The sequence below is a fragment of the Canibacter oris genome (assembly GCF_014197205.1).
GTDB lineage: Bacteria > Actinomycetota > Actinomycetes > Actinomycetales > Microbacteriaceae > Canibacter > Canibacter oris.
This window is the reverse complement of sequence record NZ_JACIFD010000001.1, coordinates 119,862-141,074: the sequence shown is the minus strand read 5'-3', so window position 1 is coordinate 141,074 and position 21,213 is coordinate 119,862. Positions and strand designations below refer to the sequence as shown.

The 21,213-nt window shown below is 57.9% G+C and carries 21 protein-coding genes and 3 tRNA genes; 10 read left to right on the top strand and 14 right to left on the bottom strand.

Annotated elements, in window-relative coordinates:
- Positions 1-28: 28 nt before the first annotated feature.
- From F5897_RS00625 to F5897_RS00610, 4 genes are all read right to left on the bottom strand, one after another.
- A tRNA-Pro gene (locus F5897_RS00625) sits at positions 29-103 on the bottom strand.
- A 160-nt stretch (positions 104-263) separates the two neighbouring features.
- Positions 264-336, bottom strand: a tRNA-Asn gene (locus F5897_RS00620).
- A gap of 222 nt (positions 337-558) precedes the next feature.
- Complete coding sequence (locus F5897_RS00615; protein WP_124824019.1) at positions 559-1,038, bottom strand: Dps family protein; 480 nt, start codon at positions 1,036-1,038, stop codon at positions 559-561.
- A 171-nt stretch (positions 1,039-1,209) separates the two neighbouring features.
- A tRNA-Gly gene (locus tag F5897_RS00610) sits at positions 1,210-1,283 on the bottom strand.
- 102 nt (positions 1,284-1,385) lie between these two features.
- On the opposite strand from F5897_RS00610, the gene F5897_RS00605 reads away from it, so the two are divergent.
- The 4 genes from F5897_RS00605 to F5897_RS00590 all read left to right on the top strand — a co-directional run bounded on the left by F5897_RS00605 (position 1,386) and on the right by F5897_RS00590 (position 5,237).
- Entirely contained in the window at positions 1,386-2,657 is a 1,272-nt protein-coding gene (locus tag F5897_RS00605; protein WP_183304115.1) for a sensor histidine kinase, read from the top strand.
- A 5-nt stretch (positions 2,658-2,662) separates the two neighbouring features.
- Positions 2,663-3,391: a response regulator gene (locus F5897_RS00600; protein ID WP_221221208.1), complete on the top strand. Its 729-nt coding sequence runs from the start codon at positions 2,663-2,665 to the stop codon at positions 3,389-3,391.
- 79 nt (positions 3,392-3,470) lie between these two features.
- A complete protein-coding gene (locus F5897_RS00595) occupies positions 3,471-4,436 on the top strand; it encodes an ATP-binding cassette domain-containing protein (RefSeq protein ID WP_183304114.1) in 966 nt (321 codons plus the stop codon).
- 21 nt (positions 4,437-4,457) lie between these two features.
- Positions 4,458-5,237, top strand: a complete 780-nt coding sequence (locus tag F5897_RS00590; protein ID WP_183304113.1) for a hypothetical protein — start codon at positions 4,458-4,460, stop codon at positions 5,235-5,237.
- A gap of 66 nt (positions 5,238-5,303) precedes the next feature.
- On the opposite strand, the gene F5897_RS00585 is transcribed toward F5897_RS00590, so the two are convergent.
- The 6 genes from F5897_RS00585 to recO all read right to left on the bottom strand — a co-directional run bounded on the left by F5897_RS00585 (position 5,304) and on the right by recO (position 12,308).
- A complete protein-coding gene (locus tag F5897_RS00585; RefSeq protein WP_183304112.1) occupies positions 5,304-6,131 on the bottom strand; it encodes an ATP-binding cassette domain-containing protein in 828 nt (275 codons plus the stop codon).
- Positions 6,132-6,134: 3 nt separating this feature from the next.
- A complete protein-coding gene (gene dnaG, locus F5897_RS00580) occupies positions 6,135-8,003 on the bottom strand; it encodes a DNA primase (protein ID WP_183304111.1) in 1,869 nt (622 codons plus the stop codon).
- A 13-nt stretch (positions 8,004-8,016) separates the two neighbouring features.
- Positions 8,017-9,267 (bottom strand): deoxyguanosinetriphosphate triphosphohydrolase, encoded by a 1,251-nt coding sequence (locus tag F5897_RS00575; RefSeq protein WP_183304110.1) that lies wholly within the window; start codon positions 9,265-9,267, stop codon positions 8,017-8,019.
- 6 nt (positions 9,268-9,273) lie between these two features.
- Complete coding sequence (gene dusB / locus F5897_RS00570; RefSeq protein ID WP_183304109.1) at positions 9,274-10,479, bottom strand: tRNA dihydrouridine synthase DusB; 1,206 nt, start codon at positions 10,477-10,479, stop codon at positions 9,274-9,276.
- A gap of 18 nt (positions 10,480-10,497) precedes the next feature.
- Positions 10,498-11,307 (bottom strand): isoprenyl transferase, encoded by an 810-nt coding sequence (locus tag F5897_RS00565; RefSeq protein WP_183304108.1) that lies wholly within the window; start codon positions 11,305-11,307, stop codon positions 10,498-10,500.
- 125 nt (positions 11,308-11,432) lie between these two features.
- Positions 11,433-12,308, bottom strand: coding sequence for a DNA repair protein RecO (gene recO, locus F5897_RS00560; protein WP_183304107.1), 876 nt, complete (start codon positions 12,306-12,308; stop codon positions 11,433-11,435).
- 80 nt (positions 12,309-12,388) lie between these two features.
- On the opposite strand from recO, the gene F5897_RS00555 reads away from it, so the two are divergent.
- Positions 12,389-13,141, top strand: coding sequence for a trimeric intracellular cation channel family protein (locus F5897_RS00555; RefSeq protein WP_124824007.1), 753 nt, complete (start codon positions 12,389-12,391; stop codon positions 13,139-13,141).
- Here F5897_RS00555 and ruvC read toward each other — a convergent pair.
- From ruvC to thrS, 4 genes are all read right to left on the bottom strand, one after another.
- Entirely contained in the window at positions 13,138-13,764 is a 627-nt protein-coding gene (gene ruvC, locus F5897_RS00550) for a crossover junction endodeoxyribonuclease RuvC (protein ID WP_183304106.1), read from the bottom strand. The two genes, F5897_RS00555 and ruvC, sit on opposite strands and share 4 nt — an antisense overlap.
- Before the next feature lie 121 nt (positions 13,765-13,885).
- Positions 13,886-14,650, bottom strand: a complete 765-nt coding sequence (locus tag F5897_RS00545) for a YebC/PmpR family DNA-binding transcriptional regulator (RefSeq protein ID WP_124824005.1) — start codon at positions 14,648-14,650, stop codon at positions 13,886-13,888.
- A gap of 68 nt (positions 14,651-14,718) precedes the next feature.
- Positions 14,719-15,216, bottom strand: a complete 498-nt coding sequence (locus F5897_RS00540; RefSeq protein WP_233574336.1) for an HIT family protein — start codon at positions 15,214-15,216, stop codon at positions 14,719-14,721.
- Positions 15,217-15,311: 95 nt separating this feature from the next.
- Entirely contained in the window at positions 15,312-17,228 is a 1,917-nt protein-coding gene (thrS, locus tag F5897_RS00535) for a threonine--tRNA ligase (protein ID WP_221221215.1), read from the bottom strand.
- 190 nt (positions 17,229-17,418) lie between these two features.
- Between thrS and F5897_RS07965 the strand changes: the two genes are divergently transcribed.
- From F5897_RS07965 to F5897_RS00510, 5 genes are read left to right on the top strand one after another with little or no spacing between them, the layout of a single operon-like run.
- Entirely contained in the window at positions 17,419-18,210 is a 792-nt protein-coding gene (locus F5897_RS07965) for a DsbA family protein (protein WP_124824003.1), read from the top strand.
- Positions 18,211-18,245: 35 nt separating this feature from the next.
- Positions 18,246-19,361, top strand: coding sequence for a 3-isopropylmalate dehydrogenase (locus tag F5897_RS00525; protein ID WP_183304104.1), 1,116 nt, complete (start codon positions 18,246-18,248; stop codon positions 19,359-19,361).
- Positions 19,362-19,376: 15 nt separating this feature from the next.
- Complete coding sequence (locus F5897_RS00520) at positions 19,377-20,051, top strand: DedA family protein (RefSeq protein ID WP_124824001.1); 675 nt, start codon at positions 19,377-19,379, stop codon at positions 20,049-20,051.
- 18 nt (positions 20,052-20,069) lie between these two features.
- Positions 20,070-20,342 (top strand): ATP-dependent Clp protease adaptor ClpS, encoded by a 273-nt coding sequence (locus F5897_RS00515; protein WP_124824000.1) that lies wholly within the window; start codon positions 20,070-20,072, stop codon positions 20,340-20,342.
- Positions 20,333-21,175, top strand: coding sequence for a DUF2017 family protein (locus tag F5897_RS00510; protein WP_183304103.1), 843 nt, complete (start codon positions 20,333-20,335; stop codon positions 21,173-21,175). Before F5897_RS00515 ends, F5897_RS00510 begins: the two co-directional genes overlap by 10 nt.
- Positions 21,176-21,213: the final 38 nt, after the last annotated feature.

The window sequence follows — 21,213 nt, the reverse complement described above, 5'->3', positions numbered from 1 at the left end:
TTAATGCGCGGTGCTCACACCGTTCCAGTCGGGATGACAGGATTCGAACCTGCGGCCTTCCGGACCCAAACCGGACGCTCTAGCCAAGCTGAGCTACATCCCGAAAAATGTCGGCGAACCGACTAGGAACAGTGCTTGCGCCTGCTGATTTTCAGCACTCGCACAACCCTACCAAGTTTACCTTATTATTGCTGTGCAGTGTGTTTCTACAACACGGCCTTCCTTGCGGAAATAAACTCGGAAACAGATTTCGGAGTTTAGCGCTCCCCCGACTGGGCTCGAACCAGTGACCTAGCGGTTAACAGCCGCTCGCTCTGCCAACTGAGCTACAGGGGAATGTGCTTTCTGGCAACTCTTAAACTATACAACCATTTTCAAAAAGTTTGCAAATCGCCGATTACGGTGTGTCGCACCTGGTTTTCTGAGCAGCTGCTGCGGGGTGTGGATCGCGCTACCCGATCCACACCCCGCAAACCGCTAATCGCAGCCTAAGTCGCAGCACCCAGAAGTCTTAGACCTCCTGGTTTTTGGCATCCAGCTGCGCTACAGCACCCGTGTTTAGGCGCCCAGGTGTGCGCTCAGGAACCAGCGGTCTTTATCGAGCTGCTGGGTCAGGGCGATGGCGACATCCTGGCTTGGGGCGTCAATCTCACCGAGGCCGTCGATTGCCTGCTGCAGCACCACGCGAGTGGCGTCAAGCTGCGCAAGCATCTCGCGCAGCACGTCTTCTGCCTGCTGGAAGCCTGCGGTCAGGGTCGGGTTGGTGGCTTTCGCGGCGACCGTTTCTAGCCGCGCGTCAACCGGCAGGCCAAGGGCGATGATTCGCTCTGCGGCCTCGTCAGCGCCGTCGTTTGCGTGATCGTGCAACTGATCCAAAAACTCGTGCAGCGCGATGAAGTTCATGCCGCGCAGGTGCCAGTGCGCCTGCTTGGCGTTCACCGCGAGCGCAATCAGGTTACGCACCACCGGGGTGAGGAAAAGTGAAACTCCGGTTGCGGTTTCTGCTGAAATACCGTGGCTAAGTGTTTGCTGCTCCATGATGAGCTCCTTTCTAAAAGCTATTAACCCTCACACTACGCCCTATTTTTTGGGCATACAAGCAAGTAAGCACTTACTAATCACGACCGATGAACGTGCTCTGATACTTGGTTGTGAGCATACCCAGTGCAACGAAAAACCCCGGCGGATTATTCCAACCGGGGTTTAATTTGGAGCGGGTGACGAGAATCGAACTCGCGTCATTGGTTTGGAAGACCAAGGCTTTACCATTAAGCTACACCCGCGGACTTAATAAATATACAGCATTACCGGTTCCAGGGCAAACTCCACAAATTCATGCCGCAGCACGACCCGAAGCGGGCCCCACACCAAGTAGGCTAAAAGACATGAACACCGCACTCCCCACCGCCCCGCCGCAGCCCTGGTATCGTAACCGCCGGCTGTGGTGGAGTGCAATTATCTGGGCGGTAGCGCTGCCTTTTCTGATGAGCTTTAACCTCAGCGCGGTAATTATGAGTGACGCCCAGGAGCTCAACCCGTACCGCAACTTTTACCCACTGATGGGCTTCACGCTGATAACCGGCACCGTCATCACTTACGTTGGGCTGCTGCTGCAGCGGGTGCGACTGCTGCCGGGCATTCGAGTGGTAGCAGCGGGGCTTTTCATCATCTCACTGTCACTCACTTTCCCGGTGTTTCTGGGGATTGTTGTGGTGTGTTACGAAACCCGTTTCATCGCCGCTGAAGTGCCGCGCAAACGCCTGCGCTGGCTGTTCTTAATCTACGCCGGCACCCTTTTCACAATCGCCTACCACATCGCCGGTGATCTCTATCTCCGCCACCTTACGGGAATGCAGCTGCCACCGCTGTCGGAGCGAGAAATGCTCGTCGGAGTTGCCGCGATTGCGGTGATGCTGCTGTTTATCGCGGCTCTGATTCAGCTGTTTTGGCAGTTCGGCCGCACAATTTTCCAGCGCAACCAAGAGGTCAGTGATCTGAAAGCCAAAGCGGAGCTCGCGGCGGTCACCGAACGCAACCGTATCGCGCGCGAAATGCACGACATTATCGCCCACTCGCTGACTGTGGTTATCGCGCAGGCTGACGGCGGCCGTTTCGCCGCCAAAAAATCACCGGAGCAGGCGGTGCAGGCCCTCACCACCATTTCCGAAATCAGCCGCGAATCGCTCTCTCAAATGCGCCAGCTGCTGTCAGTTTTGCGCAGCCCCCAGGAGGAGCGCGAAACCGCCACCAACCCCGGGGTGCACAATCTGCAGCAGCTGTTTAAAGAGGCGGGCTCCCTGGAGCTGAAGCTCGAAACTCAGATTCTGGGTGAGGTGCCGGAGCTTAATGAGGCGCTCGATCTCACGGTTTACCGTATCGTGCAGGAGCTCATCACTAATGCGTTAAAACACTCGTCTCCGGGAATTGCGCGGCTGGTGATTGACTATGGCACTGCGAAGGATCGGGCGAGACAGATCCACATCACCGCAGATTCTCGCGGCAACAGCCACGAGCGACCCAAAATTCCGGGCGCCGGCCGGGGTCTTACCGGTATTAAAGAGCGAGTGCTGCTGTACGGCGGCGAGTGCTACTGGGGCGAATCGCTGACTTTCCCGGGCGGTTTCCACGTTGATTTGCGGATCCCCCTGCCAAAATAATAGCTATGAGCAGTTTGATTAGAGTTGCGCTTGTTGACGATCAACAGCTGGTGCGTGCCGGTTTTGCGATGGTGCTAGAGTCGCAAGACGACATCACCGTAGCGTGGCAAGCGGGCAACGGCAACGAAGCTATCGAGCTGGCGCAGCAGCAGCCGGTTGACGTAATTTTGATGGACGTGCAAATGCCCGACTGCGACGGTATCACGGCAACCGGTCAGCTCACCGCAGACACTGCACAGTATCCCGACGGCAAAACACCGCGGGTCATTATTCTCACCACCTTCGATAGCGAAAACTACGTGCTCGGTGCGTTGCAGGCTGGCGCCAGCGGGTTTTTACTAAAGGATACGCAGCCGGAGGATCTACTCACCGCGGTGCGCACGGTCAGTGACAGTTCAGCGATTATCAGCCCCCAGGCAACCGCCACCCTGATTACAGCGCTGCGCGAAAACCCGCAGCAGCCTCACAGCTCCGCAGGACAGCTAACCCCGCTGCCGGGATTGGTGGAGCTGGCAGCTACCCTAACGCAGCGAGAAACTGAAATTCTGATTCTCATCGCGAAGGGTTACACCAACAACGAAATCGCCACGGAGCTGTTTATTTCACTGCCGACTGTGAAAACCCACATCGGCAATATTCTGCACAAAACCTGCTCGCGCGACAGGGTGCACGCGGTGCTGTTTGCGCTCGGCGCGGGAATTGTCTCACCGCAGGAGCTGCTCACCGGCAAATAGGCTCATACCACAGCATGAGCTGGTTTTTCATACTCTGTCACGATGGCGCTCATACCCGCGTAGCCGCGAGAATTGAAGCATGATCAAAGTTGAAAATCTCAGCAAATACTACGGTAAGAAAAAAGCTATCTCAAACCTCAGCTTCGAGGTTCCTGACGGCACAGTAACCGGCTTCCTCGGCCCTAACGGCGCAGGTAAATCAACCACGATGCGCGCCATGCTGGATCTCGATAAAGCCTCTGCGGGCACTGTGACCTTCACCAACACTGACGGATCCACCGGCAGCTTCAAAGATTTCGCAAACAAGCCGGCTGTCGCTGGTGCGATGCTCGACGCGACCTGGTTCCATCCGGGACGCAGCGGCCTGTCACACCTGCAGGCACTCGCCTACGGCGCTGGCATCGGCGATAAGCGAGTCTGGGAGTGCATCGAGATGGTGGGTCTAGAAAGCGCAATCAAGCAGCGCGCCGGCGGCTACTCCCTCGGCATGAAGCAGCGGCTAATGCTCGCTGCGGCGCTGCTCGGAGACCCGCAGCACCTGATTCTCGACGAGCCTGTAAACGGGCTAGACCCGGAAGGCGTGAGCTGGATGCGGCACACCATCCGCGAGTTTGCGGCCGCCGGCAAAGCAGTGCTGGTGTCTTCACACCTGCTCGGTGAAATGCAGCAGACCGCTGACCGTCTGGTGGTTATCGGCAAGGGCGAGCTGATCGGCTCATACACGCTGGCTGACTTCCTGGCTGACGGCACCTCCGTGCACGCCGAAACCGCCTCCCTTGCGGCGCTGCAACAAGCGCTGCAGCAGCGGGGCATTTCCGCGACCGCTGATCCACACCGCCCAGAGCTTGCGATCACTGTCAGCGGCACCGTGAACGAGGCAGAGCTGCGCGCCCAAATCGCCGCAATTGCCCTCGAAAACCGCATTGCGATCACCAAGCTCTACACCCAGCAGGCAAACCTGGAAGAGCGCTTCCTCGCCGCAACCGCAACCGCGCAAGAATACAAAACCCAGGCGGCAAGCATTACCCGCGGGACTCACAACTAAGGCAGTAGACAAGGTATTACAATGAAAGCTTTTAAATCAGAACTCAAGAAATTCACCTCACTGCGCAGCAGCTACGTGTACGGGATTTTACTGCTCGGCACCATCGCTGGTGTGACAGGGCTGTATCTACTGGTCAGCCTGCTGATGCGCGAGAACACCGCTGACACCGTGACCGTCAACTGGGCAGATTTTGCCAACGGCGGTAGCATCTTCATCCTCATCGCAATCACCATGCTCGGCGCCACCGTCGCCGGCGAGGTTTCCACCAAAATGCAGGCGCAGGCCTTCTTGACGCAGCATCACCGCAGCAGCTGGTTCACCGCCCGCCTGGCCCTGTCATACCTGTTCTTGGCACTGTGCCTGCTGGTGAGCATCGCAATTTCGATTCTCCTGGTGGCGCTCTTCCCACACGCCAGCTTCGTAAACGAAGAATCCCACTTCATGCTGCAAATCGCGCTAACGGTGTGCATTTACAGTCTGATGGCGGCTTGCATCGGCGTTATCACCGGCAGCAAAGTTGCGGCAATCGCAATCCCGCTGGCGCTGCTGATGGTGATTGAGACCCTCATTTCCTTGGTGGTGGCTTTCAACGCCGAGGTGTTCGGCTTCCTCTCCCTGCTGTCACCGTTAAACCGCATCAACGACATCACCAACCATGCGGTCGGTAACACCCGCGAAATCGGCTTCCACGTGCTTGAAAATAGCCAGCCGCTGTGGTTCGATGCCGCAGTGCTGGGAGGCTGGGCGGTGCTGCTGCTAGTCGCAGCTTATCTGGTAAATAATAAGCGTGACGCGAAGTAACACCTGGTAACTGTAACTGCCTTGCTGGGTGGTGGATCACGGCGCAGCTGGATTCACCACCCCGCATTATTCTTTGTGACGGGCCGCAGCCTCATCGTATGCGGTACGGCGCAAAGCGTCAGCGAGCTGCGCAACATATGGGTGTTTCACGTTACGGAACACACTGTTGAGACTGTCAAACCCAACCACCTGCCCGGCACGCAACACCAACGCGGTGTCTGCCAGCTGCTCTAGCAAACTAATATCGTGACTCACCAGCAGCATGGTGGCGCGGGTTTGCTCCCGATACCACCTGAGCAGTTCGGTGATTTTAGGGCGTGTGTTAGTATCAACTCCGTTGGTGACCTCGTCAGCAATCAACAGCCGCGGTGCGGCGGTGAGCTCTGAGATAATCGCAACCCGCTGCCGCTGCCCTTTAGACAGTTCGCTCGGATAGTTACCGAGCATTTCCAACGGCAAGTCGACAATTTCAAACATTGTGGTGATCAGCCGCGCCAGCGCATCGGTGGCAACTTTTTTGTTGCGACGGCGCGGGCCCGCGGCCACAATATCAGCAACCCGCATCTCCCCCGGCAAACTCGCGCCCGCCTGCTGCGAAATATAGCCAATCTCTGCGGCTAGTTCCGCAATAGCTTTGCGTCGCAACCCAGCTAACGAACGCCCCAAAACTGTTGCGTCGCCACCGCTTAGCTGCAACCGCTCCCCCTTCGGAGCTAACAGGCCGCGCCCGCTCAGCGCCGCTAAAAGGGTGCTTTTTCCGGCGCCAGATTCACCCAAAACAGCCAGCGTTTCACCCGGTGCGACACTAAAAGTAACCCCGCTTAAAGCCTCAAAACCGGGCACACCGCCATGCGGCGGATAAGCCAGGGTCAGGTCTGAAACTTGCACACTCATAAACTAACCTATCTCCGCCTGTAACTGCCTTTTGGCGCTGTCAACCTGCACCAGGTGCTGCTGAATGATTCTTGACTGCTCCATCTCACTATCGGGTAAACGCTGCAGCCGCAGCAATAATTCCTGCCGCACTTTGTTCAGGTCGTGTACCAGCAGCGAAATCACAATCTGTTTCGCGTAGTGCCCGAGCCTTTCACTAGATTTCTCTGGCAGCGGCTGCAGCGCCAGCTCCCGCACCAGCACCTGCACCTCCGGCAGCGCGACGGCAGCAACCTGCTCCACCCACGGCTGCAGCGCAGCGCCTGCTACTGCCTGCTGCTGCGCCAAAGCCCGAGCAATTGCTTGCTGCACCTGCTGCAACGCCGAGTTACCAACCCAAGCACCGGTAGCTTCGCGTAGCAGCTCTGCACCGATATCCTGCGGACGCTGCAGCATCGCCATCAAAGCGTCGCGTTCACGCCGCGTATCCTCGTCACGCGGCAGGCTCGCCAGGGTGTAGTGCGCTGCGGGCTGCGGCGCACCGCCGCGCACCGCCACTGCGGCACCCCCGGAACCTCCGGCACGCAGTTGCTGCTGTAACTGCTGTTTCACAACCGCCATATCGACACCCACCATGCGCGCTAACTCGCGCAAATAGGCCGGTTGCAGACTGCGATCGCGGATCCGCAAAATAATCGGCAAGGCGTTGTTAATCGCCTGGTGCCTGCCAGCGACAGAGTTGAGGTCGTAGCCGTTAATCGCGTGCTGCAGCGCAAACTCAAAAAGCGGTGTTTTATCTTCAAACATCACCGCAACCGCGGAATCGCCCTGATGCTGTCGCAAATCACTCGGATCCAACCCGGAAGGATTATTGGCAACATAGGTTTGGGCATTAAATTTGCTCTCCTGCCCGTACGCTTTCAGCGCTGCCGCCTGCCCCGCAGAATCCGGGTCGAAGGTGAAAATCACCTCGGCGCCGGCGTCATCTCCGAGCACCCGCCGCAGCACCGCGATGTGATCTGGCCCAAAAGCGGTGCCGCAGGTAGCAATCGCGTAAGGAACCCCCGCTAAATGGCACGCCATAACATCGGTGTAACCCTCCACAATCACGGCTTTTTTATCTCGGGCCATCGCTTTTTTGGCCAGATCGATGCCGTAAAGCACCCGTGATTTATGGTAAATCGGGCTCTCCGGGCTGTTTAAATATTTCGGCCCCTGATCAGTCTCAAAAATTTTGCGCGCCCCGAAACCCACAGTTTGCCCGGTAGTTTCTTTAATCGGCCACACTGGGCGCCCTCGGAAGCGGTCATAAACCCCGCGGCTACCCTGCGACACCAGACCTCCGGCGAGCAGCTCCGCGGCGGTAAAACCCTGCTGTGTCAGGTGCTTCGTGAGCGCATCCCAGCTATCAGGTGCATACCCGACCTCGAAGAACCGCAACGCCGCCTCATCAAAACCACGACCGTGCAAAAACTCCCGCGCCACCGTGCCGGCAGGACTAAAAAGCTGTGCCTGATAAAACTCTTTTGCTGCCTGATGCGCCGCGTAAAGGCGGGTTTTGGAGGGACCCTGCGGCTCAGCCGCGCTCTGCTCGTAGGTGAGCTGGTAGCCGGCGCGATCCGCCAAAAATTCCACAGCCTCCACAAAGCTCAGATGCTGCAGATTCATCAGAAAGGCAATCACATCACCAGATTCTTGGCAGCCGAAGCAGTGATAGCGCTCCATCCCGACGCTAACCGTGAAACTCGGGGTGCGCTCATCGTGAAACGGACACAGCCCCTTAAAAGAATCAACCCCGGCGCGTTTCAGGGTGACATGGTCAGAAATCACATCGACAATGTTGCTGCGCGCCTTTACCGCAGCAATATCCGCCTCTGAGATGCGTCCTGCCATAGTCAAAATCTTACTAGACCAAAGGCACCTGGCACAGTTGCTGATACCAGCTGATAGCTGCCTGATCGGTGAGGCAGGCAACCTGATCCACAATCACCCGCCGCCGCGCAGCGTCGTCAGCGGCAGCTGCAAAATCAGCGGCAAACTGCGGCTCTAAATGCTCCGGCTCCTGCCACAGCTTCTCCAGCAGCTCCTGCAACAGCTCCCGCTGCCGGCGGTAGGTCGGTTTGCGTTTGCCGATGGTCATCACATAGGCGGCGACGATGCCCTTCAGCACCGCAATTTCGGCGCGGATCTCGCGCGGCACCACAACCTGCGCACCGTAACGCGCGAAACTGTCTGCCGTGTAGCTTTCCCGGGTGCTGGTAATCGCGGCGCCGGCAAAACGCCCAATCAGATCGCTGGTGAAGTTCTTCAGCTTCGCCGCATCCTGCCGCGTGCCGCTCCACTGCGCTACCCAGGTCGGCAGCCCAGCAAGCCGCTCAAAAGCATCCCCGAGCTCCGCAACCGTAAATTTCCCACCGGCCCACGCCGCGACCTCCTGCAGCAGCACATCGTGCCCGGAACGCCAGCTTAAAAGCTGCGGGTCAAGAAACTCGCTGACGATTGCGTCTTCAAAATCATGCACCGAATAGGCGATGTCGTCAGACAAATCCATCAGCTGCGCCTCAAAACATTTCTGCCCCGGCACCGCACCCTGCCGCAGCCATTCAAACACCGGCGCGTCCTCATCGAAATACCCGAATTTTTTACGCACCTCGCCGCCGTCAGCGTCCTGCCTAGGCCACGGATACTTGCAGCTTGCATCAAGCGCAGCACGGGTCAAATTCAGCCCTACGCTCTGCCCAGCAGCATCAAAGTGTTTAGCCTCTAACCGGGTCAAAAGCCGCAACGTTTGCGCATTGCCCTCGAAACCGCCGCTGCCATCGATCCACTCATTCAAAGCCACCTCACCGTTGTGCCCAAACGGCGGATGCCCCAAATCGTGTGCCATACATGCAGTATCAACCAGGTCAGCGCTAACCCCGAAGGCGTGCGCCAGCTCGCGGCCAATCTGCGCCACCTCCAGCGAGTGAGTGAGCCGGTTGCGGGCAAAGTCAATCCCGGCGGTGGGGCTTAAAACCTGTGTTTTTGCCGCCAACCTGCGCCACGCAGAGCTATGAATCAAGCGGGCCCGGTCGCGCGCAAAATCGCTGCGCCCCGAGCTATGTTGCTCAGGCACAAAGCGTTCAAAATCCGCCGCAGCGTAGTTCACTATGCTCATCTGTGTCTACCCGCCGCTGGTTGAAGCTTCGTCGGTTTCCGCCTCCAGCAGCGCACTGAAGCTGGCGCTGTCACAGGTGCGCGAATCCAGCCACCCCTCCGGCAAGTGCGGACGCTTCGGCCGCCCGGCACGCCCGCGCGGGCCTTCAGCACCCTCTCCCGGATACTGCATTTGCGGATCCATCGTGCCGAAAATTTCTGCCATGTGCTCTAGCGACTCAACCCCGGCAAGCGCCCGGCGCACATCGCCGCCCACGCCGTAGCCCTTAAAATACCAGGCCATGTGCTTGCGAATATCACGGCAAGCGTGACGCTCGTCTCCGCCAAAAAAATCAATCAGCAGCTCGGTGTGCCGCCGCACCGCAGCCATCACCTCACCGAGTGCTGGCGCAGCCGTGCGCTGCCGTGCCTCTTCCCAGGTGATTTCACCCCGGCGCGCACGGAACACCGCCTCTAAATCACCAAATAGCCAGGGCCGCCCGAGACAGCCTCGACCCACCACTACGCCGTCGCAGTCGGTGTGCTCCACCATGTCGATGGCGTCCTGGGCACACCAAATATCGCCGTTGCCGAGCACCGGAATTTCCGGGTTGCGCTCCCTAACCAGCTGCACCAGCTGTGCAATCGCATCCCAGTCGGCCTTGCCAGAGTAGTGATCAGCTGCGGTGCGACCGTGCAAAGCAATCGCGCTGACACCCGCATCGGCAGCCATTTTTCCGGCGTCCTGGAAAGTCAGGTGGTCGCTGTCGACGCCCTTGCGCATTTTAATCGTCAGCGGCACATCACCCGCAGCACGCACCGCAGCCTGCACGATCGCGGCAAACAAATCTTGCTTCCACGGCAGCGCCGAGCCGCCACCCTTACGCGTCACCTTCGGCACCGGGCAGCCGAAGTTCAGGTCGATATGGTCGGCGAGATCCTCCGCCACCACCATCCGCACCGCGTCTGCAATGGTCTTCGGATCAACGCCGTAAAGCTGCATTGACCGCGGTGTCTCAGACTCGTGAAACTGAATCAACCGCAGTGTTGCGGGGGTGCGCTCCACCAGCGCGCGGCTGGTAATCATCTCACTCACAAACACTCCGTCACCGTATTCGCGGCACAGCCGCCGGTAAGCGGTGTTGGTGATTCCTGCCATCGGCGCCAGCTCAACCGGAATATCAAATTCCAGTGAACCAATGCGGAGCGGTTTCGGAGGCACGGTTTGATTCATGTTTTCCTTCGGTTGCGGTTAATTCTGTGGTGCCGGAGGGGACGGCAGCTGGGCGGGCTGATCCACCGCGCCCCCAAATCGTCGTTGTCTGCCACCGAAAGCTGCGAGCGCCTGCCACAGCTGTTCGCGGTTAAAGTCTGGCCACGGGGTGTCGACAAACATCAGTTCGGCGTATACAGACTGCCACATCAAAAAGTTACTGGTGCGCATTTCTCCGGATGTGCGCAGAAAGAGGTCGACATCCGGCAGCTCCGGAACGTAAAGGTATTTGCCAATGGTTTTTTCGGTGATGCGGTGTGGATCAAGCCGCCCTGCCTGCGCCGCCGCGGCAATCTGCTGCACCGCGTCGACGAGCTCGCCGCGACCGCCGTAGTTAATGCACATTGTGAGTGTCAGGCCGGTGTTGTGTTTGGTGAGCGTTTCGGCGGTTTGCAGTTCTTTCAGCACGGAGCGCCAGAGTCGTGGTTTACGGCCAGCCCAGCGCATTCTGACGTTCCAGGCGTGTAGCTGGTCGCGTCTGCCGCGCAGCACGTCGCGGTTAAAGCCCATCAGGAAGCGTACTTCTTCTGGTGAGCGGCGCCAGTTTTCGGTTGAGAAGGCATACACGGTGAGGTGTTTAACCCCCGCCTGAATGGCTCCGGCAACCACGTCGAGCAGTGCTTTTTCGCCGGCTTTATGCCCCTCGATGCGGGTGAGGCCGCGGCTGTTTGCCCAGCGTCCGTTGCCGTCCATCACAATGGCGACGTGCGCTGGAACGGCGGTGAGCTCAGCCGGCGGCGTGTGCCCTGTCCAATCCACCGGCAGCAGCGTGGTTTTTCTGTCGGCCATGTGCCCCTCTTTTCTGTAACCTTTCTATTTTACTGAATCGAGGCGGGCTGCTCCTGAATCTCGTCGCAATATCGCACACCATAACTTAGCGCCCTTTTTCCGAGCACAATTGTAGCTAACTATGCTTATCCAAGCAGCGAGCGCAGCCGGCGCTCCAGATGCCACTGCGCGTATTTTTCGACGGTTTGCGACACACTGCGCTGCACCGCCGGAGCTGCGGCTCGTGCCTGTTCCCAGGCGCCCTGTTGCAGTGCTTGCAATAGCTGCAAAGCCGCAGCGCTCATGAAGGGAGCCTCACCCAGCGCAGTAGCAGCTGGGGGTGTATCCGGTTGTGGCACGGTGTGCGTTGCCAGAGATTCCTGCTGCTGCTGCTGCAGCTCCCCCTGTGCGCAGCTTGTGCACAGCACACCGCCGAGTTCAAAACTAAAAACCGCGCCGCCAGCGGAGGCAGCTACGCCAGCGTCTGCACCGGTGGGGGCATCAGCGGCGTCAGCGGGAGTAGCGGTGCATAAAATCTCTGCGCCGCACTCCACACAGGTGTGAAACTGCGCGGCCCATCCCGCCACTGCCAGCGCACGCAACAAATAACTTGCGAGCAGCAAAGGAGGCGGTGCTTGTTGCGCGGCTAAAGCCCCGAGCGCTCCCGCTACCAGACGAAAGTGTGCCGGGCTGTGGTGCTGCTCATTTTCTGTGAGTTGCACCGCAGTTTCACAAATTGCGCTAGCTGCCATGTAAGCTTCGTAATCCTGTGACAGCGTGACCCCGTAGAGCTTGCCGGTTTCCACCTGACTCACATTGTCCAGACTACGACCCTCATAACACTGCACGTCGACGAGGGAAAACGGCTCCAACCTGCCACCAAATCTGCTGGCTGTTTTTCTAACGCCGCGCGCCACCGCGCGACGCAGCCCATGCTGTTGGGTGAGCAGCGTAATGATGCGATCCGCCTCCCCCAATTTATGTGTGCGCAGCACCACAGCACGGTCCCGAAAAATTGCCATATGCACAGCGTAACGCATTGTGATTGTGCCGCGGCGCGCCTCCTATCTGTTTGCCAGAAAAACCCTGGCAAAATTGTGGGGTGACTGAAACTTTCGCTATTCCCCTCGCACTGGATCTCGCAGCTGTTGCCCTCGGCAGTATCCAGGGCGCGATGTACGCCGCCGGCTTTCGACGCCTAGATTTATTGGGGGTCGCGGTAATCGCAATCGTTGTGGGCATTGGCGGCAGTTTTATCCGTGATGTGCTGCTCAACATCACTCCGGCGACACTCACCACCAACATTTATCTTTTGACCTGTTTAATTGCCGGAACCGTGGGAATGTTGCTGCAGAAACTGTTTGTCAGAGCTGACCCGGTCATCAACATTTTAGATGCCCTCACCCTGGGCGCTTTCACCGCGCTCGGCACCACCAAGGCACTGTCTTTCGGGCTACCAGAGCTGCCCGCGATGCTAATCGGGGTGACCGCTGCAGTTGGCGGCGGCATGATTCGTGACGTGTTACTGAATATGCCGATTGCGGTGATGCATGTTGGATCGCTCTACGCCGTGGCCGCTATAGTCGGCTCCGGGATTACCGTGACGCTGATTCACTTTGGTGTCGATGTCACCATCACCGGACTGGTGTGCGTGGTGCTGACCGCGGTGCTGCGCTTGCTTGCAATGCGCTTTGGGTGGAGCTTGCCGGAGCAGCGAGCGTTTGACCGTAAACGCCGGCGTAAGCAGCGGGAAGTGGAAGAGACGGTTGCCGCGATCCGCACCCACACAATTGCGCTTGATCAGCTGCCTTTGATTGATCCTGAGGGCCCGAATCCCACACCTTCAGCGAGTTAGCGGCGACCATTCTGACGGCGTCTGCCGTTTTTCGCCTCGGCAGCCTGCCACGCCAGCTGTGCAGCGGTTGGTTGCTGCTGCGCCCTGCCTCGCAACTGTTTCGCAACCGCTTGCTGCAGGGTCGGTGCCGCAGCTGCTTTGCCGCGCGACAGCTGCCACGCGTGCGTAATCGCCAATGCCAAGGCGTCCGCGGCATCTGCTGGTTTCGGGGGCTGCGCCAGCCGCAGAATTTTAGTCACCATTTGTGTCACCTGGGTTTTATCGGCTGCACCATAGCCGGTAACCTGGCTTTTCACCTCGTTAGGAGTGTACATCGTGATTGGCACCCCGTATTTCGCGGCGTGATACAGCACAATTCCGGAGATTTGTGCGACCCCCATAACCGACGGCAGATTCGACTGCGCAAAAACCCGTTCCAACGCAATCGCGGCGGGCTTTTCAGAGCCGGCGAGAATCCTTTCGATTGCGCTGCCCAAGTGCAGCAACCGCCGTTCTAACGGGGTGTCAGGCGCACTGGTGAGCACCTCAACGTGCACGAACTCTAGCTTCCGCCCCGGCAGCAGCTCCACAATGCCCATGCCGAGCCGGGTGAGCCCCGGGTCGATTCCCAGCACGTGTGTCATTCGCTGCCCCCTCTGTGTTGGTTACTGCTAACTGTACGCTTTAAGCTGCCACAATACCGCAGGTGATAGCAGGAAGCGGCGCAGCCACCACGGTTGCGCCGCTTCACCACAAATTTTCACTTTAGTCGTCTGCCTCAAGCTCCGCCTGCACAGCCGGGCTGATATCAAAGTTTGAGTACACGTTCTGCACATCGTCACTGTCTTCCAGTGCATCAATCAGCTTGAAAACCTTCCGTGCGGTTTCGGCATCAACCTCAACCTTCAGGTCAGCCACAAACTCTACCTCGGCAGAATCGTATTCGATGCCGGCGGCGGTCAAAGCTTTGCGGGCATCGTCAAGGCTGCTTGGATCAGTCAGCACCTCGAATGCCTCGCCGTTCGGGGTTGGAGTGAGCTCCTCTACCCCGGCCTCCAACACCGCCATCATCACGTCGTCTTCGCTGGTGCCCTCCTGCGGCACGGTGATAACACCCTTGCGCGCGAAGTTGTAAGACACGCTGCCAGGATCTGCCATATTGCCACCATTACGGGTTACCGCAACACGCACCTCGGTTGCTGCGCGATTGCGGTTGTCAGTGAGACACTCAATCAAAAGCGCCACACCGTTCGGGCCGTAGCCTTCGTACATGATGGTTTCGTAGTCTACGGTGTCACCGGTGAGGCCGGCGCCGCGCTTAATCGCGCGCTCGATGTTGTCATTCGGCACAGACTGCTTCTTCGCCTTGTGCACCGCCAACTCCAGCGCCGGGTTGCCTTCCAAGTCTGGGCCGCCCACACGCGCGGCAACCTCAATGTTCTTGGTCAGCTTCGCGAAAGCCTTTGCTCGCTTCGCGTCAAGCGCTGCTTTCTTGTGTTTAGTTGTAGCCCACTTGGAGTGACCTGCCACAATAACCTCTTCTCACTAAATTAAAATTACGTTCTATTTTACTGCGGATCGCTGATAGCTGTTTGCGTTTATTGCGGATCGCTGCCAGCAGCGTGCGGCCAGGCCGCGGCCAGCTTTTGGCGAGTGTCAGCCAGCAGCTCCGGCAGTGCTTTAGTCTGCCCGATGATCGGCAGAAAATTCGCGTCTCCGCGCCACCTCGGCACCACATGCTGGTGCAGATGAGCAGCGATTCCAGCGCCCGCAACCTCGCCCTGGTTCATCCCGATGTTAAAACCGTGACACCCGGAGACCTGCTCCAGCACCCGCATTGCAGTCTGCGTCAGCGCCGCAATTTCCGCGGTTTCAGCCGCGGTTGCATCGCTGTAAAGCGGAATATGCCGGTACGGGCAAACCAGCAGGTGGCCACCGTTGTAGGGGAACAGATTCAGCAGCACATAGGCGTGCTCACCACGCGCCACAATCAACCCGGTCGCATCGTCTCCTGCGGGAGCAGCACAGAACGGGCAATCATGCTGCTGCGGCTGGGTGGTATCAGCGACATACACCATGCGGTGTGGCACCCACAGCCGACTGAAACCGTCAGCTGGGGCCGCAGCAAACTCCTGCGCCGCCTGAGTTTGCCATGTTTGCCCAGCGGCAAAGCCGCCCTGCTGCTGTGTCACTAGATTTTTTCCCAGGCGGTGTTTACCTGCTCGTGGTCGGCAATCGCTTGCATAATGCGATTCACGGCCTGCTCGACTGGCACCCCGTTCAGCTGGCTGCCGTCGCGGAAGCGGAAGCTTACCGCACCGGCTTGCCGATCGTCAGCACCGGCAATCAGCTGGAACGGAACCTTGGCCTTGGTGTGGGTGCGAATCTTCTTCGGCATCCGATCATCGCTGTCATCGAGCTCAGCACGCACCCCGCGCCGCTTCAGCTCGGCGATAACCTCGCCGAGATAAGGAGCAAACTCGTCAGCCACCGGAATCCCGACAACCTGCACCGGAGCCAACCACACTGGGAATGCACCAGCATAGTGCTCCAGCAAAATCGCAAAGAAGCGCTCAATCGAACCGAGCAGAGCGCGGTGAATCATAATTGGCCGCTTGCGGGTGCCGTCAGCTGCGGCGTATTCCAGCTCGAACAGCTCTGGCTGGTTAAAGTCGAGCTGCACGGTGCTCAACTGCCAGGTGCGGCCGATGGCGTCACGCGCCTGCACCGAAATTTTTGGCCCGTAAAACGCGGCGCCGCCCGGATCCGCCACCAATTCCAGCCCAGATTCCTCAGCGATCTTCGCGAGCATCGTTTCGGCGGTGTGCCACTGCTCATCGCTGCCCACTGATTTTTCTGGATCGCGGGTTGACAGCTCCAGGTAGAAGTCGGTGAGGCCGTAGCCACGCAGAGTTTCAAACACGAAATCCAGCTGCCGCTTAATCTCATCTGCCACCTGCTCCTCGGTGACATAAATATGCGCGTCATCCTGGGTCAAACCGCGCACCCGAGTCAAACCGGCAAGGGTGCCGCTCTTTTCGTAACGGTAAACAGTGCCGAATTCGGCAAGGCGCAGCGGCAGTTCGCGGTAGCTGCGCGCTCGCGCCCGGAAAATCAGGTTGTGGAACGGGCAGTTCATTGGCTTCAGGTAGTAATCTTGCCCCGGCTTCACTACGTTACCGGCAGCATCACATACCTCGTCGAGGTGCATCGCCGGAAACATCCCGTCTTTGTACCAGTTCAGGTGCTGACTGGTTTCAAACAGTTGTCCCTTGGTGATGTGCGGAGTGTTTACCAGCTCGTAGTCAGCTGCTAACAGCTGTTCGCGCAGATAATTTTCCATTTCATTGCGGATCTTGCCGCCCTTCGGGTGGAAAACCGCGAGGCCGGAACCAATCTCATCTGGGAAGCTAAACAGATCAAGCTCCACCCCGAGTTTGCGGTGATCACGCTTGGCCGCCTCTTCCAGCCGGGTCTGATAGTCGCGCAGCTCCTCTTTGCTCGGCCACGCGGTGCCATAAATACGCTGCAGCATCGGGTTTTTCTCGCTGCCGCGCCAGTAAGCTCCGGCACTGCGCAGCAAGGCCCACCCGTTACCAATCATGCGGGTGTTGGGCAGGTGCGGCCCGCGGCACAAATCTTTCCAGCAAACCTCGCCGGTTTTAGGATCCACATTGTCATAAATGGTGAGCTCCGCGCCACCAACCTCAACACTCTCGTTGTCGTCACCCGCGCCCTTTAGCCCAATCAGTTCGAGCTTGTACGGTTCCGCAGCCAGTTCTTGCCGCGCTTCATCCTCAGTCACAACGCGACGCACGAAGCGCTGCCCCTGTTTAATGATGCGCTGCATTTCTTTACTAATCTGCTTCAAATCTTCCGGGGTAAACGGCACCGCAGGATCAAAATCGTAGTAAAAACCGTCGGTGATTGGTGGGCCAATGCCCAGTTTTGCCTCCGGGTTAATCGCCTGCACCGCCTGCGCCAGCACGTGCGCCGCGGAGTGGCGCAAAATATTCAACCCGTCAGGAGAGTCGATTGTGACTGGCTCAACCGTGTCGGTGTCTGTCACCGTGTGCGCTAAATCCCGCAACTCACCGTTAACGCGCATCGCGACAACGTTCCGGTCAGTGAAAAGTGCAAACCCGTCGGCCACTCAGAACTCCTCGTATCGAATAATTAAGTTTAGACACTCAAGTTTACTCTGGTTTACCTTCGGCAGCAGCGAATTTCCCGGGATTGCTGATATTTTCTTACCGCTTACACATCTTTGTGCAAGGCTTTTCCGCTAGGCTATTGTTGTGAAAACAGCGGAACAGACTAAACGGAAATTTATCAAGATTATCTACGTCCTGGTGGCAGTTATCGTCGCACTGGGGGCAGTCTTAGCGTTCATGCTCGGGCAGCGTGCTGGAGCTAGCAAATCTGATTCCGAAGCTGTTGCTACCGCGCAGCACAGCGCTGAGGCAAGCTCAGATGCTGCTACGTCTGACTCCAAAACCGCTGCCGAAAAGCAGGCTGCGCAACAGGTTGCGGGTGCTCAGAGCCTCGATGACGTACTCGCAAACCACCCGGAGAGCATGACCATCGGCAAAGCTGATGCACCGCTGGTTATGCGGGAGTGGATCGACATGGGCTGCCCTTACTGCGCCAAGTTCACTCGCGAAACGCTGCCTACCCTGCACAAGGAATACATTGCAACCGGTAAGATGCGCATCGAGGTGCGCGTGGTTTCATTCTTCGATGAGGGTTCCCGCCGGGGCGCAGTGGCAGCACACGCAGCTGCAGAGCAGGGCAAGTTTAAAGAGTTTGTGGAGGCAGTTTTCGACAAGGCCCCAACCAATGGTCACCCGGAGCTGAGCGAGCAAGAGCTAGTGGCTTTCGCGAAGACCGCGGGGGTTCCTGACATACAAAAGTTCCAGGAGCGCTTGGCTGATCCACAGCTGCAACAAAAAGTTGTGGAAGAAACCGCTCTGGCACAGCAGCTCGGGGTGAACAGTGTGCCGTTCTTTGCTATTGGCCAAACCCCGATTACCGGCGCGCAGCCGCTTGAAACTTTCCGCACCTTTATTGCCGAAAACAGCTCTAACTAACGTCGCAGCTCTGCGCCTACCCTCAAGGAAGCACTATGACAGCTCATAAAATTGCGATTATGCCGGGTGACGGTATCGGCCCCGAGGTCATTGCGGCCGCGGTTGCGGTACTGGATGCAGCCGAGCAACGGTTTGGTTTCAGTACGGCGCGACAGTATTTTCCGATGGGAGCCGATCACTATCTCGCGACCGGGGAGCTTTTACAGGAGGCGGCGGCTGAGCTGGCCGAGTTTGACGCGATTTTGTTCGGCGCAATGGGTGACCCGCGGGTAACTCCCGGAATTCTCGAGCGCGGGATTATTTTAGAGATGCGCAAGCGTTTTACGCAGGCAGCTAATGTGCGTCCAGTGCGCCTGTACCCAGGGGTGCCGACACCAATTGCCGGGTTGCAGCCAGAGCAGTGCGACATCGTTTTCGTGCGCGAAAACACTGAGGGCGCATATGTTGCAGAGGGTCTCACTGTGCACGCTGACACGCCGCTTGAGGTTGCGGTGCAGGAGTCTGTGAACACTTACGCGGCGGTGCGCCGGGTGGTAGAGTACGCGTTTAAGCTGGCGATGCAGCGCCGTAAGAAGCTGACGCTGTGCCACAAAACTAACGTGCTGGTCGCCGCCGGTAAGCTGTGGTCGAAGGTTGTCGCAGAGGTGGGTCAAGACTACCCCGAGGTGACTGTCGATTATGTGCACGTTGACGCTATGTGCTTCCATCTGCCGGTGTGCCCTGAGCGTTTTGACGTGGTTGTGACAGACAATCTTTTCGGTGATATCGTCACTGATTTGGGGGCGGTGATTCAGGGCGGTATGGGCGTATCAACCAGCGCTAATCTCAATCTTGACGGTTCGGCTCCGAGCATGTTTGAGGCGATTCACGGTTCCGCCCCTGACATTGCCGGGCAGCAGGTAGCGAATCCGGCTGGCGCGATTTTGGCGCTGTCACTGCTGCTGGGGCATTTGGGTGAGGGATCAGCCGCCGCAGCGATTGAGGCTGCCACTGCGCAGGTTTTAGCCGAGCTGCCGGCTTTGGCTGGCCCGCGCATGGGGCTGACCACTGCAGAAATCGGAGCGCGCATTGCCGCTTTGGTTGCCGCCCCTGAAACTATCACCACCGTGATTTCTGAGCCGCTGGTGCAGGCCCTTGCACGGTTGAATTAGACGAGGCTAAAGAAGATGACGTTCCACAGCACAATTTTTTCCGCGCTCACCGGTGCTGGCGAGGGCAGCTGGCTTGATCCTATCGTGACCTGGATTATCAACCTCATGAATGTCATCGGCGCACCCGGCGTCGCAATCGGAATTGCTGTGGAAAATCTTTTCCCGCCGATTCCGAGCGAGGTGCTGCTGCCGCTGGCTGGTTTCACTGCGGCAATGCCGGAAGCGAAGTTCAGCCCGTTTGAAGCTATTTTGTGGGCGACTGCGGGCTCACTAGTGGGCGCTTTGTTCCTCTATTGGATTGGCGCGAAGCTGGGGCATGACCGGATGGTGGCGCTGGCTAACAAGCTGCCGCTGGTAAGCGGCAGCGACGTTGAGAAAACGGTTGCCTGGTTTAATAAGCATGGCTATAAGGCGGTTTTCTTTGGACGGATGCTGCCGATTTTTCGCTCCTTGATTTCGATTCCTGCCGGTGTTGAACGCATGAATCTGCTGCGGTTTTCGCTGCTGACCACTGCTGGGAGCCTGATTTGGAACACAATTTTTGTCTCTGCTGGCTATCTGCTCGGGGATCGCTGGCAAGAGGTTAGCGGTTTTATTGACTATTTCAAGTATGTAATTTTGGCGCTCATTGCAGCGCTTCTGATGTGGTGGTTGTTCAAGAAGTTCCGCGCACATCGCGCGGCCAAATAACCAGGTTGTGAGGCTGCGGTGACTGAGACACACGAAAACGGCTACTGGCGGGTCACAATTTTTGATGACGACGTCAATCTTGCGTCGTATGTCACCATGGTTTTGGTGCATGAGCTGCATCTTGCGGTTCCCGACGCTGAAAGCACGGTGGAAAAAATTTCTGGACTCGGTGATGCCACAGTTTTTGCGGGTTTCGAGGATGACTGCCAACGGCTTGTCACAACTTTGCACAGCTACGGTTTGCAAGCGAAGATGGCTCCTCTTGAGGCGAGCGGGTCGACATGGAATTAGCTTTACATCATGAACTTTGTGTGATGCGGCTGCGCCGTATCGAGGCGCGCTCTATGAGCAATCTGTTTTCACAGCTGGATTTGATGCTAGAGCAGTATTTGCAGCAGATTTCAGCTGATGCGGATCCGCTATTTGCGGGGTTGGATCTGGGTGGCTCGGAGACTGCGCCCGCAGATCCGGCCCTGGCGATGCTTTTCCCAGATGCTGCCGCTGACCCGGAGTATGCGAAGTTTATGCGGATGACACAGGAGCGGGGTCTCTTACTGCAGCATCGGGCGGATCTTGCGATGATTATCGGGGAGCTCAACGGGATGCTTTATTCTGATGAGCAGCTAGCGGCTGATGTGCAGCAGCTACGCAGCGATGCTTTTTTGTTTTTGCAGGATGAGCTGCAGCAGGATAGCACTGATACGGACTCCCCCTTTGACGAGGCTGAGCTTTACGAGAACTGGTCGGAGGATGCTGCGGATCTGGCTGAGAATCTGGAGTTAGAACAGACGCTGCGGGAGATTCAGGAGAACGCTGGCGAGGTAGATTTAGATAACCCTGATTTTGAGGCTGATGAGCGGGTTAAAAAGCAGCTGCAGCAGTTGATTGCGAAGACTCACCCTTACACGCTGGAGTTTGATGCGGTGGGCGCAGCTAGATGGGCGCGCATCACAAATTTGGTGCGTTTGTCTGTTGCATCACGGGTGATTTCGGAGACTGGAATGTCGCCGCTACGGGCTGCGGAGGCTGGCGAGTTAGCTGCAGATCACGCGGCGGTGCTTGACTGGCTCACTATTTTTGTTGACGGGTTATCGACCGCGGTGGTTTTCCTCAGCGAGGACTAGCTGCCTGTGCCGCAGCATGTGCCGCAGCTTTCTTTAGC

What these genes read in the sequence shown, in the direction of transcription:
- F5897_RS00595 (WP_183304114.1), top strand. Translation starts at nt 3,471, where the DNA reads ATGATCAAAGTTGAAAATCTCAGCAAATACTACGGTAAGAAAAAAGCT.
- F5897_RS00605 (WP_183304115.1), top strand. Translation starts at nt 1,386, where the DNA reads ATGAACACCGCACTCCCCACCGCCCCGCCGCAGCCCTGGTATCGTAAC.
- ruvC (WP_183304106.1), bottom strand. Translation starts at nt 13,764, where the DNA reads ATGACACACGTGCTGGGAATCGACCCGGGGCTCACCCGGCTCGGCATG.
- F5897_RS00615 (WP_124824019.1), bottom strand. Translation starts at nt 1,038, where the DNA reads ATGGAGCAGCAAACACTTAGCCACGGTATTTCAGCAGAAACCGCAACC.
- F5897_RS00585 (WP_183304112.1), bottom strand. Translation starts at nt 6,131, where the DNA reads ATGAGTGTGCAAGTTTCAGACCTGACCCTGGCTTATCCGCCGCATGGC.
- F5897_RS00600 (WP_221221208.1), top strand. Translation starts at nt 2,663, where the DNA reads ATGAGCAGTTTGATTAGAGTTGCGCTTGTTGACGATCAACAGCTGGTG.
- F5897_RS00575 (WP_183304110.1), bottom strand. Translation starts at nt 9,267, where the DNA reads ATGAGCATAGTGAACTACGCTGCGGCGGATTTTGAACGCTTTGTGCCT.
- F5897_RS00520 (WP_124824001.1), top strand. Translation starts at nt 19,377, where the DNA reads ATGACGTTCCACAGCACAATTTTTTCCGCGCTCACCGGTGCTGGCGAG.
- thrS (WP_221221215.1), bottom strand. Translation starts at nt 17,228, where the DNA reads ATGCGCGTTAACGGTGAGTTGCGGGATTTAGCGCACACGGTGACAGAC.
- recO (WP_183304107.1), bottom strand. Translation starts at nt 12,308, where the DNA reads ATGGCAATTTTTCGGGACCGTGCTGTGGTGCTGCGCACACATAAATTG.
- dnaG (WP_183304111.1), bottom strand. Translation starts at nt 8,003, where the DNA reads ATGGCAGGACGCATCTCAGAGGCGGATATTGCTGCGGTAAAGGCGCGC.
- F5897_RS00525 (WP_183304104.1), top strand. Translation starts at nt 18,246, where the DNA reads ATGACAGCTCATAAAATTGCGATTATGCCGGGTGACGGTATCGGCCCC.
- dusB (WP_183304109.1), bottom strand. Translation starts at nt 10,479, where the DNA reads ATGAATCAAACCGTGCCTCCGAAACCGCTCCGCATTGGTTCACTGGAA.
- F5897_RS00590 (WP_183304113.1), top strand. Translation starts at nt 4,458, where the DNA reads ATGAAAGCTTTTAAATCAGAACTCAAGAAATTCACCTCACTGCGCAGC.
- F5897_RS00565 (WP_183304108.1), bottom strand. Translation starts at nt 11,307, where the DNA reads ATGGCCGACAGAAAAACCACGCTGCTGCCGGTGGATTGGACAGGGCAC.
- F5897_RS00510 (WP_183304103.1), top strand. Translation starts at nt 20,333, where the DNA reads ATGGAATTAGCTTTACATCATGAACTTTGTGTGATGCGGCTGCGCCGT.